Origin of the sequence: Pelagibacterium sediminicola, assembly GCF_003390885.1 — a bacterium.
Classification (GTDB): Bacteria; Pseudomonadota; Alphaproteobacteria; order Rhizobiales; family Devosiaceae; genus Pelagibacterium; species Pelagibacterium sediminicola.
In genome coordinates this window covers 44472-62126 of sequence record NZ_QMEL01000008.1, presented here as the reverse complement: position 1 = coordinate 62126, position 17655 = coordinate 44472, and the positions used below count along the sequence as shown (strand labels likewise).

The following is a 17655-nucleotide window of genomic DNA, read 5'->3' as shown; positions in this document are numbered from 1 at the left end:
CCGCAGGATGCGCGTCACGAGAACCCGTGCGCTGGCCCCCGGCGGACGACATCCGCAGTGGATCAAATATCAGGATTCCTTGTTTCGATCATGCCGAGCAGTGATCCACTGGCCAAGGCCCTTCAATTCGGCTGCGCCGAAGCCCGTGGCCATCGCATCGGCAACACACTGCATCATCGCCCGATCGCCCGGGGCCGTGGACTTCGCGGGCCAAGATGATCGAAAATGCTCGCGGGCATGGCTGAATCCGGCCGCCCAGTCCCGCATGGCCATCTGGCTGCGTCCCGACATCGCGCCCGAAAATTCCGTAGGCTCGTCCGCCTGGTCCACGCAGGCGTTTGCGCGCATCAGGATCAGATCGGCGAAGCGCTGGATACTGTCCGGCGTCAGGTTTCCGATGGCGCTGCCGAGGATCTCGGGTAGCCACCTGCTGGGCGCGATCACCTTCGGCGCGATTGTGACCGACATCAGGAACCCGTCGATCCAATCTGCCGTAATCGCCGAGCCCTTCACGAGGCGTGCCAGTTCGCCCTTCCGCTCCGGCTTTGGCGCCTCTGCTTCCGCCTCTTCCACCCATTCCTCAAGCGTGGCGTCCGGATCCACGTCCGGGTCGTCGAATACCCATGCCTCGATTGTCTGGTCGTGGACATCGGCCATGACCGGGATCTTCTTCAGATCGCGTCCTTCGAGGAGCGCCATCGCCGTGGCCGTGAAGCTGTTGGCGTCCGGGTGGTCGGCCGCCGCCAGCACATCGGCCGCCCGCGCGACAAGTCGCGCCCAGAAGTCGCGTCGGGTGTCAAGCCATCGCCACAGCGCCGAGTCCAGCGCGCGCGGGCTGTGGCGGCCCTCGAGCACTTCATGCGCATGATCGCTTTCCTCGAACCAGCTCTGGACGATCTCATGACGATCCCACCAGCCCTCGCTGGCATTGATCAGCCTGCCTCGCGCTTGAGCCGAGAGGTCGCGTATACGTTCCGACGCGGGCAAGGCAGAGATCATGGCTTCAGTCGTGACGGCTTCAGGTCGCAGCTTGTCGAGGCCGCAGAGTTCCGCCACCTCGATGAGCCCCGGAGCCGGGGGCAGCCCTCCTGCCAGGCCATCGGCCAGGGCCATGCCGATACTGCCTTCGAGCCAAGAGAGGGGCACCTTGACCGCGCCGGTCTCCTGGCTGATGCGGCTGAGCAGCGCCTTCTGTTCGCTCGCCGACGTGCAGGGCACGGTATAGGCGTCCTTGACCCCGTGGCCCTGCTTGAAGAGCAGCATCGCGGTCTTGCGGCTTCCGCCCGATTGTAGCGCGATCATGAGGCTTTGCGCGCCGCCGCCATCGGGCAGTGTGGCCATGACCGAATGGATGGTCCACGGCTTGGCTGATGCGCCGGTCGCCAGACCCGACCGCATGGCGAGTTTCAATGCCCTGTCCACCGAGGCGCGAGCCTCGTCCTGAGGCATCCAGCTGCGCAGGATCACCATCTTGCTCGCTATCTCCTGCGAGAGCGTGCCTGCGGCGGCGCGTTCGACCAAGGCGTGTGCCGCCGCAGCGCGGATCTGCGCTGACGGATCGAGCAGCCAGAAACATGTCAGCTTCGCGTGGATCGGCTCCGATCGTCCAACCGACCATGCAATGACGTGCTGACGCATTGCCGACGGCATTGCCGGGAACGTCTCGGTCAGCGCGGCATGCAGCGCGAGCGCATCGCCTTCGGTCTGCTCGATCAGGCTGCGGAACAGATCTTCCAGCGCCGCCTCCGCCGCGACACGATCCTGCGGGGCAGGACCGGGCGCTGCGAGCATCATATCGGCGGAAGAAACCTCCAGAGATGCGGGTGCGGGCAGTCCGTTCCTCGTCCATGCGCTTGCAAGAAGCAGGCGGTGGAAGGGGCTCAGGCGCCCCTGGCCAGAAGCCAGTTCGACCGCATCCGTCACTGCCTCAAGAAAGGTATCACCTCGCTTCTTTCGGTTCTCCCTGGCGATACGCGCGGCATCCAGTGCCGATGCCAGCAATTCGGTGAGTGGCTCCAGCTCCGGGGCGTTCTCCTCCGTGGCGCAAAGAATGGCGATCAGGCGTCCACCCAATGCAGGCCGATGCAGCATCGTATAGCTTGCGCGGTCGAGAACCTCGCGATGTGCGTTGTCATCGTCCCGCAGCCGCGTCAGTTCCGCTATCGCCGTTTCGATCTGCCCGTCAGCCACGCCGCCCCGCTTTCTGTATCAAGCTGCTACTTCGGTCACCAAAAATTGCGCTGCCAGTCTTGTCCTTGAGAAGATAAGCAACCAGCTCCTATTACTCGACAGACTTTTCGATGAATCCGAGGGTGTTGGCGTTCTCGACCAGCGTCCGGACCTTTGCGCGATCAAGGCCCGAGGGGATTTCCGCCTCGATTTCGAGCCGCAGCTTCACATCGCTGCCAGGGATGATGGTGAGTTGTTCGACGATGGCCTCCACGATCTGGTGCATGTCTCGCGCTGGCCTGTCGGCAGATACCATCACCGTTCCGGCAAATCGGGTTGGCTTCTTCTCCGTGGTAGTGGGTTCTGATGCACCGTCGGTGGTCTGGGCACCGCCAGCTTCCCCTGTGGTCTCGGCCGCCTCACTGGGATTACGAGTCGGATCAGGCAGCGCAGGAGACGGACGATGCGCCTCCGCGACGTCCGGTTTCACGATGATGCTGTCGCTGTCGATGACCACCATGGCGTTTCCGGTGTGCGAAATCGCGAGGCCCAGATAGGCGCCGGTCTTCTCGTCCCACCGCTCGGCATAGGCGAAGGGGCCGGGCAGCATGCCGCTCACGGCAGCCTGCACTGCCTTGATCAGCACGTCCTGACCCTTGATGCGCGGCAGATAGATGTAGCGATTGAGAAACTCTCGCAGCTCCTTCAGGGACAGATGAGGCTTGCCGTTCCAGATGTATTTCTGGAGATCACGGTCGAGGCGAGACGGCCCCAGTTCCACGAGCAAGCCTTCTTCGGCGACCAGCTTCTTGCTGGCGCGCGCCAGCAACCCGTCCTGTGCCGGAATTTTGCCCGATACCCATTCCCAATCCATCTGGGCGCTCTCCTGGGCGGGATAGTGCAAATAGCACCATGCCTCTTTCAGGCGCGTCTTCATCGTTTCATTGGCCTCGGACAGCTTTGTCTTGGCCAGCGCACTGTCGCTCTGGGTGAGGTTGAGCCGCTCGGTGTCACGGACGATCTCGCCCCAGGCGAGCGATGCGCGCACGGCATCCTTCAGATTGTCGAGTTGCCGACTTTCCGCAGCGATGAATACCAGCATGTTGCGATAGACGCGCGGTGTGCTGCCGCGCTGCATCAGGATGTCTTTCGCCTCGACCAGCGCGTCCGAGCCGTCACGGCCATTGTGGGGATGTTTGACACCCAGCACGACGGCGCGCACACCGCCCGCTTCATCGGGGACTTCGGCAGACGAGGCCGGAGCGACCTGCACGGCGTCGAAATGCCCGCGATCGGCGAGGCCATTCACATATTTCCCGAGTTCCGCGTCGATTGTCACATCGACCAGTGCCGCTTCAATCTGTGCCGCCTTATCCGCTGCGATACGGTTGAGGCTCGCCGACATCGAGTACCAATAGCGGCCAAGATCGGCGTGCATGAACTTGGCCTGATTGGTCAGCCGTCGCATTGCATCGCCGAAGATCGCCGGACGCTCGCCCGGTTGAACGACCCCGAGATTGATCTGCTTGTCGTCGAGGCCGGTATTCTGCTGCTGGTGCGTCGGAGCTGTGCCCATGAAGATCGTGCGCGCAACGCGCCGGGTCGCCGAATAGCGGTTCAGGTTCGGTGCCGACTGGTCGATCTTGTATGGCGTGGATGCCGTGCCATCGACATCGCCGGCGATGATCGACTGCCAGGTCACGTCGAGATAATGCAGCAACTCCGGCTCAACGCGCGGCGAACTGACCGACACGCTGCCGGGCATGATCATCACCGAGGGGTCACCGCTCATCCAAAGTTCGTGAATGGCCTGCGCCATCAGGCGCAACACGCCGCGTGTGCGTTGGAACTTCTCCAGCGAGCCCCAACTCGTATAAAGCTGATCGAACAGTTCGGGATGGATCGGATAGGCTTTTTCCAGCTTGCGCCGGTAGTCCTCATCCGCGCAGCCCTGCGGGAAGTCGTTGGCGTTTTCCCGGTACAGCTTGGCGAACTGCTTCAGTGTGTTGTCGCGGTGATGGAACTTGTCGCCCGGGATTTCCTTGAACAGCCGCCGCCGGACGATCTCATAGCTTTCTTCCTGGCTTGCCGGTCGCCATGAGGATTCCACGCGACTGAAGGTCTGCTTCAGGCGCGCCAGCGCCTCCTGACCGCCTTCGCCGCCGACCTCGATCTGGGATGCCGGGAGCGAGGCCACCAGCAGCGTGCCGGGACTGGCCTTGACCGCCTCGGTCAGTGACTGGACGAAAGACAGGTTCGCATCAAACGAACCGGACGGCAGTCCCTCGACCTTGTAGATCTGCCGCAGATAGGCGACCCATTCGTCGATCAGGATCAGGCAGGGCGCGTATGTCTTGAAGAGCGTCTCAAGCAGGTTCGAGCCCGGCGCGATACCGCTGGCATCGTTCTCTGCCACCATGTCGAAGCCTTCCGGCCCGCCAAGCTGCCATGCCAGCTCGCCCCAGGTCGTGCGGATCTTCCGACCGCCCTCGGCGTTCAGCACGTCCTGCGGGCCGCGTGACGTGCCGACCAGCACCGCACGTTTGATGTCCTTCGGGACGCTCAGCCCCTGCTTGTCCAGCAACTGGTCCAACCCCGACAAATCCTGCACCGGCGTCGGGCCTGCCATGTGATAGAGCGCCAGCATCGAGTGCGTCTTGCCGCCGCCGAAATTGGTTTGCAGTTCGACGACGGGATCGCCGCCGGCAGCCGACAGACGCTTGGCCGCGCCGATCAGCAGCGTGCTCAACCCCTCGGTCAGATAGGTCCGGCTGAAAAACTGCTTCGGATCGCGATACTCAGCAGGCGCGCTGCCTGAATGCACCTTGGCGAGGTCGGCCGCGAACTCGGCCTGCTGGAAGTCTCCGGTGGCCACATCATCATGCGGCTCGACCACCTCGCGCCACGGCAGCAGGCCCGCCACCGTCTCGACCGAGATTTCCAGCCGCTGGCTTTTGCGCCGCTCCTCGTTACGCGCCAGTTCGGTGAACTTGGTGCGCAGGATGGTGTCGCGCATCTTGCCGATCTCGGCGGCGATCTCTCCGGCGCTGATCGACTCCATCAGCCGCCGCATCGTATCCAGCGCGCGCTCGGCGTCGTCATAGGTGAAGGTCTCGTTATGCGAGAGCTTGTTGCGTACATCCAGCAGTTCCGACACATAGGACCGCTCGGGGAACCCGAGGACCGTGGCGAAGGCCTCCTTCCAGAAGGCCATCATGGTCTTGAGCAGCCCCTGCTGATCCCAACCCACATTCCCGGTCGAGTTCGGACGCAACCCCTGAACGCGCTGGACCACCTCAAGCTGCCAATGCCCCTTGATCGCGGTTTCCAGCCGCTTCTCGACAAAGGGGATCAGCGCCGTCGGGATCAGCTCCATCCCTTCGAAGACGTATTGCCTCGTGCTTTTGGCCATGTTCCGGCTCCCCTCAGAATCCCATGCGGATCTGGCGATCCCCGCTTGTGTCGTGAATGCCCGCAGCCGCCTTGGTCAACTCGGCCCAGTCGGCGATCAGGGCGTTGTAGGCCGTCGCTTCCTTCGCATCCTTCCGCTTGTTTGCGCTGATGTCGTAAAGGCAATAGGCTAGGTCTTTCACTGCCTCGGCCTGGCTGCCGATCTTTTTCAGCAACACGGCGGTGTCGTGCGAGATGCCGTCCCTCTCATGCGCCTTGACGAGGTGCTGGAGGCATTCCCACACCGTCAAGTGGCCATCGCTTTCCGGCTCCCAATCCTCGGCAAGCTCGTCGCGGGTCAGGATGCGGACCTTGCCGGCGGCACTTTCCACGATCCCGGCATGTTTCACGCTTTCGACCGAGATGCCGCGCGCACGGGCGAGGTTGTCGGCCACGCCGTAATCGCCCTTGCCGTTCCCGTTCTGCTGGAACCAGGTGATGGCAAAGCGGGTCTCGGAATCGAACTCGCCCTCGATGCCGCCGAGATATTCGTCGAGTTCCCGGTTGATCAGTTGCAGCGCGGTCTTGACGCTCATCGGGCTATCGTCGGATTCCAGCACCGCCTTGTAGCGCGAGAACACGCCCATGCCGGGGCCGATGGCCGATTGGGGCATGTCGGCAGGGGCGATGTTGGCGGCCTGAAGCTCGGCGATGGCGGGGGGCAGTTCGCGTTTCAGTGCGCGGATGAACTCGGCGCGGGTGATGACCTCGGCCGAGGCGTCCTTCTTGCGGCAGACGAGGACAACCGAGTTGGCGAGGGCGTTGGTACCTGAGGCGATCATGCGGTTCGCCATTTCGGTGCGCATCGGCCAGGTGCCGACGACGGCATAACCGGCTTCGACCACGGCTTGCAGGAAGGTGGCCCAGCCGGTGGAACTGATACCTTCCTGCGCAACCTCGCTTTGCTTGAAAGCGTAATAGATGGACGCCGGGAACTGATCGGAAGACTGTTGGGCCATGTTGGCAATCGCTTTGCCCATACCATCAAGAAAGAAGGTCTCGGCGGCCTCTTTCCCGCCGTGGCGATAGGGTGTGGCGACGAGTTCTTCCGATTTTGGCGTAGCCAGAACACCAAAGATGTCACCGAATACAGGTCTGATGGCTGGTTTCATCCAGCAGAAAAAGAAGTCCGACAGATCTGCGTAGCCGATATTGTCGTAATATGGCGGGTCAGAGGAAATCACCGTGTTTGCAGGATACTGGACGGTCTGTGCGTCGTGCTGCGCCTCAAATCCCGCAGCCGCTGGCACGAGAAGCTGGACAGATTTATGGACCCAATCAACATTGTTGAGGAAATTGCCGCTTGCCTTCGAGAATGGGTTTCCCTCGGCAAAATCCCACGTCATTGGAATTGCTTGCCGACCGAAGGTATTCCGCAGCGCCTCCATCTTGGGTGAGGAATCCCATGTGCAAATGCTTGATCCACGATCAGCAGACCGATTGAGGGCAAACGCCAAATACACGCTTACCGCCTCGGCATAGGCTTTAGCGCCTTTGCCGGTGTCGCGGAGCGGGGTTTCGTCGGGGTTCATCCCGGCGGCGCGGGCGTCGGCCTGAACCTGCGCCCGCGCCTCATGCACCAGATCGCTGAACGTGTTCAGCGCGACAAGCTGGCGGTCGGTGAACAGTTTTCCGAACGTATCAAGTCCGTAATCCACCGTCCAGAAATTGCGCGGATCGTTCGGCAGGGGCGTTTCCGGCGACCATTCCGGCTTGGCGGAAAGCGCCAGTTCGGCATGATCGGCCTTCGGTTCGACATAGGCGCGGCTGCGGTTGCCCTCGGCCACGATGGCAATCAGGGTCTGCCCCATTTGGCCGGCCTTGCCCTTGGCTTTCACATAGTCCGGCGTGATTGCCGTATCCGAGATGATGCAACGGAAGTTGGCTCCACGACCGGCCTTGGTGCCCTCTTTCGCCGCCGCAAGCTCGGCCTTCGTTCCGCCCTGCCGGATGCGATAGCTGATGGTCTTGGCGTGACGGTCCACGACGGGCTCGACCCAAGCCTCGCGTCCGGCCTTGGAACTCAGCAGAAAGCTCGATGCAATCGGCACCTGCACATCCGCGAATGCCGGGTCTGGGCTCGGCACCGTCCGCGCCCAGATCCAGGCGATCACCGTCGCCTTTCCTCCTCCATACTCCTTTGGCAGGTCCACCTGCGGGTAAAGATGCCCGATACGCTCCCACGCCTTCTCGCGCATCCATTCGCCGTAATATTTCACATCCTCGGCCAGCCCCTCGGCGTTGCGATAGAACGACCGTTCCTTGATGCCGGGGTGGATGGGGGGCATGTCCTTGAACTTGGGCGGGATCTCGATCATCGCCTTGCCGATCATCACCGCCACCGGGTTCAGGTCGGACCCATAGGCGGGCAGGCCCAGCCGCTGCGCCTCAAGCGGGATCGACCCGCCGCCCGAGAACGGGTCATAGACCGGCGGCAGCTCGTCCCCGCAAGAGCGTCGGATTTCCGCCCGCGCGCGCTCCAGCACCTCTTCGTTGGTCGAATTCTCCCATTTCACCAGGTCTTCGATGATGGCGAACAGCCGCTTGCGTTCGGCCTCCTGCGCCTCGGGCGTGGGGAACTGGTCGGGCAGGCTAGACGGATCATCCACCAGTTGCGCAAACAATACCGCCCGGCACGCCGCCAGCGGCCGTCGCGCCCACCACAGATGCAGGGTGGAGGGATGCCCATGCCGGATCGACTTCTCCCGCGCCGAGGCGGCGTTGATGGCCTCAAGCGGGATGGCGACTTCGATCAGTTTCTTCTTGTAGGGTTGGGTCATGCGGGCACCTCTGCCCGCTCCAGCAGGCGCTTCAGGTTGAACTGGATCGCGGTGTGTTCGAACGCGGGTTCGTGGTCCGACAGCGCGCCGCGAACATAGCGCGGCTGATTGGCATAGCCATCACTGATCTGGACGATAGCGAGGATGTATTTGCCCGGTTCATGCAGCGAGGTGATGATCTCCTGCCGGGTCAGCATCACCGTGTCGGCGCCGTCGATCCGGCCCTTGACCTCGATGAAGCGCAGATGCCCGGCGCGGGGATCGTATGAGGCGATGTCGTAGCCGATCTTCTGCGCGGATACGTCGGCAGGCTCATTGCCCAAGGCGCGCTCGGCCGCCATGACGGCATTCATTGCCGCAAGCTCGATTTCCCGGCGAGCAGCGGGGTCTTCCGCGAAATGGTTCGGCACACCCGGTGAGGTGGGGGTCTGGCGCGCGTCCAGAAGCCCGCGCGGAATGACAACCATGCCGCCCCGCACCCGCGGCGGCTGCGACGAGATGAACCGCTCGCGCTCAAGCTGGTCCATGCGGCGTTTCTGACGTTCCGCCAGTTCCTCGGCCCGGCGCTGCGCGTTCTGCCAGTTCACGCGCGTCTTCTTGCCGGCCCGCTCCTCCTCTTTCAGCGAGAAGGCGCGCGAGTCCCAGTAGTTGATTTCCTTCTTCAGCCGCGCGCGGACTTCCTGCTCGACCTTTTCGATCTCCGGCAGGCGTCGCGCCTTGACCTCGGCGACGTGGCGCTGGGCCAGGTCGACTGTTGCAAAGCGGACGGCTGTCTTCTCCAGATCGGTGGTCAGCCAGTCCTCGTGCAGGAGGTCGCTGACGCTGGCAACCTCTTCGGCCGTGGCTGGTCGAAGGTTGAGGTGCGGCGCAATCCCCGCGTTTATAGTCTGGCCGGTCTTGTCGATGGCGGCGAACTGAAGCCGCTGCGAAATCACATGCGGCTTGCCGGAACTGGTCACGCGACTGTCCTGCACGGCATGTTCGAGCAGGAAGATCGCTGACAATGCGTCGCCCGAATCCGTGTCGTCCACAAGGACCGCGCCCTGCCGCATGATCTGGTCATACTGCTCGCGGATCAGGCTGATCACCGCGTCGAGCAGCGGATGGCCGGGGCAGACGAAGGCAGCAACGGGCTGCTGGTTGATCTTGTCCTTCTCGAAGCAGATGCGCTCATATTGTTTCTGGATCGGCGCTCCGGTGCCGATCTGGCGATCACGCTCGCGGATGCGCGCGGGCACATGGGTGATCTCCCAGCGGCCTTCCTCGCGGCGCTTGAGACGACCGCCCAGATGCTGGAACGCTTCGACGAAGAAGCTCTGGATGTGGTGCGGCTGCAGGCGCAACGCTTCTGCGCGCTCCATTTCGAGTCGCAGTTCCGCAACCTTCGCTTCCGGCATGGTGTCGTTGGTCAGCGCCCGGCGGCGCAGAAGTTCGAGCAAGTTTGCCTGGTCAACCGCTCCATCGACCTGCTGGAAGAGGCGCGCTTTGACTTCCTCCTGCTCGCCATACTGGATCGCTTCGAACAGTAGATCCTTGAGCGCCGTTCCCTCGAACAGTTCGCCGAGGACATCATAGACACGACCGCCGAGGGCTTCGCGCGCGGCTTCCAGCTTTTCAAGCAGCCGCGCATAAACCTCACCCTCGCGCGTGTCGGCCGCGACGAGATTCCAGAGGTGGCAAACCTCGGTCTGGCCGATGCGATGGATGCGGCCGAACCGCTGCTCGATCTTGTTGGGATTCCACGGCAGGTCGTAGTTCACCATCAGGTGGCCGCGCTGGAGGTTCACGCCCTCGCCGGCCGCGTCGTTGGCGATCAGGACCAGCATGTCCTTATCCTGCATGAACCGCTCGACAACCTTGCGCCGTTCCTCGCGCGAGACGCCGCCGTGGATCACTTCCACGGCTTGCGTGTTACCGAGCCGCGCCCGCACCTTGTCGAGCAGGTAGTGCAAGGTGTCCTTGGGTTCGGTGAAGATGATCAGCTTGCGGCGATTGCCGGCGGCGTCGATCATGAGATCGTCGTCGAGAATACGATTGAGCTGGCTCCACTTCGTGTCCACGCCGGAACGCAGGACGCCAAGTGCCATCGACTCCAGGCCCTTCAGCGTCTCAACCTCCAGGGCGAGTTGCTCGACCGTCTCGGCTGTTGTCGCGCCGGTCGAGATCAGATCCTCAAGCTCGTCTATTTCCTCCTGGCCGTATTCTTCGATGTTGCCCAACATATCGGTGTTGATGGTCGGCTCGTCGAAACCGGCCCGTCGGCCCTTGGTGGCAAGGCGCGCTTCGCCCAACTCGTTCTCCAACCGCTCGCGGCGGCGCTTGAGGGACTGGTAGATGGCGGCCGGCGACGAGGCGAGGCGCCGCTGAAGAATCTGCAAGGCGAAGCCGACGTTGTTGCGCTTCTTCCCGTCACCCTCGGCGAAGCGCTGCACGCGGTTCATCTCGGTGCGAACATATTCGGTGACGGCGGTGTAGAGCGCGGCTTCCCCTTCCGAGAGCTGATACTTGACGGTGCGCGCCCGCCGCTCGGGGAAGAGCGGCCGGCCATCGAACTTGAGCAGTTCCTCCTTGGTCAGCCGCCGCATCATGTCTTCGGTGTCGGCATAATGGACGCCATCGCGGAACCGGCCCTCGAACCGATCGCCGTCGAGCAAAGCCATGAAGAGCTGGAAATCCTCTTCCTTGCCGTTGTGCGGCGTCGCCGACATCAACAGCAGGTGCCGGCAGACCTGACCGAGCTTCTGGCCGACCTGATAGCGCCGCGTGTATTTGACCTCGCCGCCGAAATACGTGGCCGACATGCGATGCGCTTCGTCGCAGATAATCAGATCCCATTCGCGCGCGCTCATGAGCTTCTCCTGAAGCTCCTCGTTGCGCGCCAGCACGTCGAGGCGGACGATCAGCCGATCCCGGTCGCTGAACGGATTGCCCGACCGCGAGTTCTCGATCATGTCGCGGGAGAGGATGTCGAACTCGAGATTGAACTTCTGGCCGAGTTCGTCCTGCCATTGCTCGACCAGGCTGCCCGGCGCGACGACGAGACAGCGTTCGAGATCGCTGCGGGCAATCAGCTCCTTTATCAGCAACCCGGCCATGATCGTCTTGCCGGCGCCGGGATCGTCGGCGAGGAGGAAGCGAAGCGGCTGCCGTGGCAGCATCTCGCCATAGACCGCCGAAATCTGGTGCGGCAGCGGATCGACCAGACTCGTGTGGATCGCCAGATACGGGTCGAAATAGTGCGCCAGCTTGATGCGGTTGGCTTCCGTCACCAGACGCAGCAACGCACCGTCGGCGTCGAACGACCATGGCCGTCCGCTCTGCTCTACCTCAAGCCGGTGCTCGTCGTCCCGATAAAGAACGGCCTCGGCCACCGTGCCATTGTGGTCACGGAAAACGACGCTGATCGCCTGATCGCCGATCCAGTCCACCGAGATCACATGCACGGCCTGCGCCGAAACAATGCCCCGCACGGATGCGCCGTTCTTTATTTCCTCAAGCCTTGCCGCCATTAGCCGGCGCCCCCGATTCTCTCATAGCTGAAACTCCGCCTTCTCAAGCGCAGCCTCAGTTTCTTTGCGGTTTATCGTTACGATATGTTGCGTATGGGCGCTCTGTTTCGCGGCGTCACCAAGCAAACCCAGACGCTTCAAAACATAGAAGAGCATCGCGTAACGGACCGAGAGCACACCATTTCCCTGATCCAGCCCATAATCCTTGGCGACGACCTTCTTCTGGCTCGTCGCAAGCCCCGGATGCGGGCCGATGACGACATCGAAATAGTTGTGCCAGAGCCAGTCCCCCTCGCCGGCTTCCCCAGGTTCGCCCTTCCCACCGACTTCGAGGATGCGCGGCAGGAGGAAGTCCTTGAACTTGTGCTCAAGGTGGCAATAGGCCCGCGCGTGCCAGCGGAACCCGTCATAGCCGAAGGCGTGCGGCGTGATCCGCCGCCAAATGGGGTCCGGCCGCACCTTGTTCATCGACTGGTAGAAGACGTCGATCGAGGCGCCCTCGCGGCTGGCGTCGAGAATCTTGCGCAGCACCGCGATGTCGATGTCCCGCCTGGGGGTCAGCGCGACATCGGCGCTGGGAAGCGCCGCGATCCAGGAATCGCTCGCGGGCACGGCGCCTTCGGCGACCGAACGAAGCTGCGAGAGATAGATGTAAGGGTCCGGTTCGAGGAAGCGCAGAACGAACTTTTCGGCGGCGACATAGCGCTTGGCGCGGGGGTCATACTCCATGTTTCCTGGCGCGCGCTCCTGATAGAGCGTCAAATCCTTGGACGCCTGCGGCACCGACACGCCGAAGAACTCTGTGATGTTGGCGCGATTGATCGATCCCTCCCAGAACAGACGGAACTCGATGAACTCTAGCCTTTGCTCGATGCCCCAGCGCACTCGTGATCCTTCATGGGGTTAGAAACTATTCTGATATTGACGTGGCGTGCGTATAGTTCGTATATCTATCTTGCCAGCGAGTCAATGGCAAAGGAAGATCGGTTGCCGACAGGTGCGCTACTGGATGGGGGTGGCGTCGATGGCGCTGATTTTAAACGAACGAAGAACATATGAGGATGCCATGCCGGTTCCACAGGCTCGATTTACCGAATTGCTCGAAGATATCGAGCCCAGCCAAACGACGAAGACCAAGGCTTCCGGTGGCCACAACGGCATCCGTAAACACCTGCGGACCCAGCAGAGCTTCAAGGATAGATACGTAAGCAGCTTTCTGTCAGGGAGTTATGCTCGCAGTACGTCCATCCGGCCGCGCACTTCAGCTGGCGAGTTGGAGCGCCCGGATGTTGACATCATCGTCGTCACGAACTTCTCGACCAGTGATCATCCTGACGATGTGCTGAAAGAAGTGTGCCGCGCGCTTGAAGATGGTGGCAATGGTTACGTGGTCGAGCGGATCAACAAGCGCTCGGTACGTGTGGAGACGTGGCAGGCCGAGATGGATATCGTCCCGGTCGTGCCGGCTTGGAACGGATACATGATCCCTGATCGTGATACGGGCACGTGGAAGTTCACGAATCCGCCGGTTCATACCAGTTGGAGCGCAGAGCAGAATCAAAGGTTCGGCGGCCGGTTCAAACCGCTCGTCAAACTGTTCAAGTGGTGGCGCAGGATGAACCCGAGCGGGCGTCGCCCGAAGGGTTTTGTCCTGGAAGTTCTTGTTTCGCGGCACGCGCCAGCGACAGAAACGCATTACGGCGAAGGGTTCGCGCAGCTTCTCGCGAATATCTACAATGAATACGCCTGGCTCGCAGCGAATAATCAGAAGCCGTTCCTCGCTGACCCTGCGGACCCGTCGAACGATATCCTTGGCAAAGTGTCGGTCGCACAATGGAAGGATTTCATCGAGAAGGTTCGCGTCTATGCCGACATAGCCCGTCGAGCCCAAGACGCCGTGGATATGGATGAGGCGACCCGCCAGTGGCGCCGGGTGTTCGGTGATCGGTTCAAACTCACCGCGAACGTGGCGAAGGCAGCGACCTACGGAGGCTTCGCGGCAGCGGCGCCTGTCGCTGCGGGCTATACCTTCCCTAACGCCATGGCCGCTCCGGCGAATAAGCCTCGTGGTTTCGCTTGAAGTTCTGGTGGGCCGTCGAATCTGCCAGACTGGCAGCGGAAAAATCCGCGGTCGAGGCCGTTGCCGACAACGAGAACTGGTTTGAGCTGGCGTGCTGGCGCTTCCATAAAAATATGTTCTGCGCGGAGGGGCTTCTGATTGCGCACGGGCATCGGTACCCGATCCGGTTGATCTATCCTGATCAGTATCCCGAAGTCCCCGCCTGGGTCGAACCACAGGGTGAGGTTCGGTGGAGTTCACATCAATATGGCACCGGGACGCTCTGCCTGGAGCTTCGGCCTGACAACTGGGATGGCAGAGCAACCGGAGCGGATGTCCTTCGCAGCGCCTACAATCTGCTTGTCATCGAAAATCCTCTTGGCGGGGGTGAGGACCGGGCGCCCTCAGCCCATGATATTGGAGAACTCCAGGCCTACGACTGGGGCGCGTTTCCAGTTCTGATCAGAGCGGGCTGTCTGGCGCGGATTAAGAGTGGAATCGCCGCCGGTCTCAACGCCTTGCGCTGGTTGGCCCATGACGATGTATGGCCGATCATGATTCACGATGAAGAGGATCGACGGGCGATGCAACGCCCCCCGGACGCCAGTATCGAGAACTGGCGTTCAGCTTTGCCGGTCTATGTTTCCGGCAATCCACCGCCACCGCCGGGTGCGCTGGACCGGGCCGGACTCGTCCAGGCCGCTGGATTTGATCCGTTGACGGCCGCAATCGTCGAAGTGTCGGTCGCAGCTGTCGTCATGTTTCCTTCTGAGGGGCAGGTCGAGATATTTCATCTTACTACTGAGGGGGGAACTTTTCGGCGGCGCGTGTTCGTCCTCCCGGACGAAATTGGTGCGCGCTCTGCACGCGCCGAGGAGGCGATGGCGAAACGCGTGACGATCGTAGGAGCCGGTTCGGTGGGTTCCAAGATTGCGGAAACGCTTTTGCGCTCGGGTGTTCACCATCTCACCCTCGTTGACGGCGATGTGATGTTGCCTGGCAATCTGGAGCGCCATGCGCTCGACTGGCGCGACGTCGGGTTTCGCAAGGTTCACGGGTTGAAGCGGCATCTTCTCCACATCGTTCCTGGTGCGGACATCCAAGTTGTTGATGCCAATCTGAACTGGCAGCGGTCGTCCAGGACACATGCCTGGCAGGTGGAGGCTTTGGCGGCGGCGCATGTTATCGTCGATGCGACCGGCGATCCGGCGACAGCCCTGTTCCTCGCTGCCGTTGCCGAGGCGAATGGTCGGGTTTTCGTTTCGGTAGAAGTGTTCGAAGGCGGTATCGGAGCGCTGATAGCAACCTGTGTGTCGCCGCGTGATCCTCCCTTCGTTGAAGGTCGTGCGACCTTCCTCGCCTGGTGTGATACGCAAGGCATCAAGCCACCGGAGGCAGGGCCGCGCCGCTACGAGATGCTGACCACAGACGGGTCGCCTGTCATTGCTGATGATGCGGCCGTCACGATGACCGCCGGCCACGCTGCCCGCACGATTCTGGATATTGTCGATGGTCATCCGCCTCCCGCTGAAGCTGCCTGGCTGCTATTGGGCTATCAGAAGAACTGGTTGTTTGACGGGCATGGGCACACGATCCGCCTGAACGTCGGTGAGCGAGGGGAGAGGGCTCAGGCCGCAGATGTACCGGAGGCGATCGCGTTCGCGCTCGAATTGTTGAAGGAGGGGGCGGATGAAAATAGCGGTGGCGGCTGATCAGACCGAGAAGCTCGTCGCGGCCCTCGGCCGAGCGGGCATCAAGGAAACCGGAGGCCAATTGTTCGGTGAACAACTGGCGCCGTCGATCTTTCGGGTGACGGAGCTGACCGTGCAGTCTCGTCCCGGAACCTTCGCGCGCTTCGTCGTCGATTTGCTGCAAGCCGCCAAGGATGCCGCTCGTTTCTTCGAGCGGACGGAGCGCCATTATACGCGCTACAATTATATTGGGGAATGGCACAGTCATCCGAGCTTCGCTGTGCAACCCAGCGGCCCTGATGTCGCAGCCATGCGGGGCATCGTTCGCGATTCGCGGTTCGCGGGTTCCTTTGCTGTTTTGATGATCGTGCGGTTGGATGCTGCAATGCTGACCGCCGGCGCTTGGGTATTCGATCCGCAGGGTGCCGAGCATCCGGTGACATTGGAGGTAGAATCTTGAGCAGTAGTGAGAATGCGCCGGCCTTGACGGACGCCCGCGGCATGGGAGGGGTGATCGCTCAGGACGGCTTTGACTACCAGCTATGGGATGGTCTTGCGCGGATGCCGGCATGGCTTGCCAATCCCGCTTTCGAACAGATGATCTTTGAAGGGTTGGAAGACCTGGAAGCGCGGTTCTTTGCGCCCCATGCACAGAGAGAGAGGCTGCTCGAACGATTTCAGGCGAAAGCCGGCGTGCTGGCACCTGCCGATGTGCGCGCTGTGTTGCAGACATTTTCCGAGTTCGAGACAGCCTTTCCGAATGCCGCGCGCGTTCATACCCTTGTCACGCCGCGGTTGCCGCCGAAAGTCCGTTGGCTTGCCCGAGATCCTGATCGGGTGCGAAAGGCCCGACCTTTCTACGCCCCCTTTGCTGATGTGATGGCAGCAAGCGATGCCGAACTACGAAAACAGCTCACGGAAACCTATGGCGATCCTCTTGGGGCCTTCGTTGCCGGGTCGGTCGAAGTCTGCGAGCGCAATCTGCCGGATCGCGACGCAGCCGTCACGCTGTTCGGAATAGAACTCGATCGTGCCTATCCCTCCCTTGATGCATCATCTAGACGGGTCGGGGAAGCGTTCGAGGCGTTGAGCGCGCTGGCCCGGCGTTCCATCGGCGCACCGCTTGGACGCGCCATCCTGCGCCAGACGATCGAGGACGCTTTAGGACATCCACTTCCGCTGCCGCAGAGCTTCCCGCTGCACATCCGGTCAGATCGCAATGAAGCGAACGAGCGGAGCCTCGAGATAGACGCCAGTGCATTTTCCGGGCGGGACGGGACCTTCCCGCCGCAAATGGAGTGGGCTGAAGATTTTCTCGCGCCGCTGGATCGCACGGCTCAATGGCTGGGCAGCCAGACCGTATCCCGCATCGCCCTCAGCGGTTCCTACCGGTTGACGGCGGCCATGGCTCTGGGATGCTCGTTCCGCGCAGCGATCGGCTTCGAGTTGGATATCCCGACGCGGGACGGTGCCTGGGCGACCGATGACCGGCCTTCGCCTGAGATGCGGCAGCCTTGGCGGATTTCTGAGCCGACGGCTTTGCATGGTGATCAACTCATCGTTTCGGTAGGTATCCTGCGTGATCCTTCTGCTGACCTTGAGCGGACTGCTGGCATTCCTAACCAGTTGGCATTGGCGCTCTACCTCGAAGAGCCCATTCCGTCGGCCAAGTGCGCGCAGGCTGCGGTCTCGACAATCAAGCGCATTGTGGATTCCACCGCTGCACGCCTTCGCCCGCGAGGGATTCAACTCTATTTCGCCGGGCCGGCAGCGCTCGCTGTAGCGCTTGGTCATCGCTGGAATGCGATGGCACCGACGCAGTTGCATGAGTTCGTCATTTCCGAGCGTAGGTATGTCCCCACTGCTTTGATTTGATCGAGGGATGGGATACTTCTCATATATTATGGTTCTCCGGGCCGACGCCCCTCGCTCCGTGAACCGCTCGAACATTCCATCTCCGAACCTCGGCTGATTGCTGCTACTGTACGCGGCAGATT

9 protein-coding genes are annotated in these 17655 nt (G+C 61.9%); 4 read left to right on the top strand and 5 right to left on the bottom strand.

All coding sequences use genetic code 11. The features are described from left to right. Positions 1-69 precede the first annotated feature (69 nt). The 5 genes from DQG18_RS12770 to DQG18_RS12750 form a co-directional block, all read right to left on the bottom strand. Positions 70-2190 (bottom strand): UPF0149 family protein, encoded by a 2121-nt coding sequence (locus DQG18_RS12770; protein WP_116654658.1) that lies wholly within the window; start codon positions 2188-2190, stop codon positions 70-72. 91 nt (positions 2191-2281) lie between these two features. After that, complete coding sequence (locus tag DQG18_RS12765; protein ID WP_116654657.1) at positions 2282-5581, bottom strand: DUF499 domain-containing protein; 3300 nt, start codon at positions 5579-5581, stop codon at positions 2282-2284. 13 nt (positions 5582-5594) lie between these two features. Next, the gene (locus DQG18_RS12760) at positions 5595-8399 is read right to left on the bottom strand and encodes a DUF1156 domain-containing protein (protein ID WP_116654656.1); all 2805 of its coding nucleotides are present in this window, start codon (positions 8397-8399) and stop codon (positions 5595-5597) included. Beyond that, positions 8396-11908, bottom strand: a complete 3513-nt coding sequence (locus DQG18_RS12755; protein WP_116654655.1) for a helicase-related protein — start codon at positions 11906-11908, stop codon at positions 8396-8398. The genes DQG18_RS12760 and DQG18_RS12755 overlap by 4 nt, the downstream gene beginning before the upstream one ends. Positions 11909-11929: 21 nt before the next feature. Next, entirely contained in the window at positions 11930-12793 is an 864-nt protein-coding gene (locus DQG18_RS12750) for a BrxR family helix-turn-helix transcriptional regulator (RefSeq protein ID WP_116654654.1), read from the bottom strand. Positions 12794-12932: 139 nt separating this feature from the next. Here DQG18_RS12750 and DQG18_RS12745 point away from each other — a divergent pair, with 139 nt between their 5' ends. Genes DQG18_RS12745 through DQG18_RS12730 form a run of 4 tightly spaced genes read left to right on the top strand, consistent with a single transcriptional unit; the run spans position 12933 to position 17533 of the window. Further along, the gene (locus DQG18_RS12745; protein ID WP_245958459.1) at positions 12933-13988 is read left to right on the top strand and encodes an SMODS domain-containing nucleotidyltransferase; all 1056 of its coding nucleotides are present in this window, start codon (positions 12933-12935) and stop codon (positions 13986-13988) included. Further along, positions 13985-15679, top strand: a complete 1695-nt coding sequence (locus DQG18_RS12740; protein ID WP_116654653.1) for a ThiF family adenylyltransferase — start codon at positions 13985-13987, stop codon at positions 15677-15679. Before DQG18_RS12745 ends, DQG18_RS12740 begins: the two co-directional genes overlap by 4 nt. Next, positions 15657-16118, top strand: a complete 462-nt coding sequence (locus DQG18_RS12735) for a Mov34/MPN/PAD-1 family protein (protein ID WP_058095932.1) — start codon at positions 15657-15659, stop codon at positions 16116-16118. Before DQG18_RS12740 ends, DQG18_RS12735 begins: the two co-directional genes overlap by 23 nt. Next, positions 16115-17533 carry an SAVED domain-containing protein gene (locus tag DQG18_RS12730; protein ID WP_116654652.1) on the top strand — a complete coding sequence of 473 codons (1419 nt, stop codon included), beginning with the start codon at positions 16115-16117 and terminating at the stop codon, positions 17531-17533. The genes DQG18_RS12735 and DQG18_RS12730 overlap by 4 nt, the downstream gene beginning before the upstream one ends. Positions 17534-17655 lie beyond the last annotated feature (122 nt).

Excerpts from the sequence above, each read along its gene's own strand:
- DQG18_RS12765 (WP_116654657.1), bottom strand. The coding sequence starts at position 5,581 with ATGGCCAAAAGCACGAGGCAATACGTCTTCGAAGGGATGGAGCTGATC.
- DQG18_RS12760 (WP_116654656.1), bottom strand. The coding sequence starts at position 8,399 with ATGACCCAACCCTACAAGAAGAAACTGATCGAAGTCGCCATCCCGCTT.
- DQG18_RS12755 (WP_116654655.1), bottom strand. The coding sequence starts at position 11,908 with ATGGCGGCAAGGCTTGAGGAAATAAAGAACGGCGCATCCGTGCGGGGC.
- DQG18_RS12745 (WP_245958459.1), top strand. The coding sequence starts at position 12,933 with ATGGCGCTGATTTTAAACGAACGAAGAACATATGAGGATGCCATGCCG.
- DQG18_RS12735 (WP_058095932.1), top strand. The coding sequence starts at position 15,657 with ATGAAAATAGCGGTGGCGGCTGATCAGACCGAGAAGCTCGTCGCGGCC.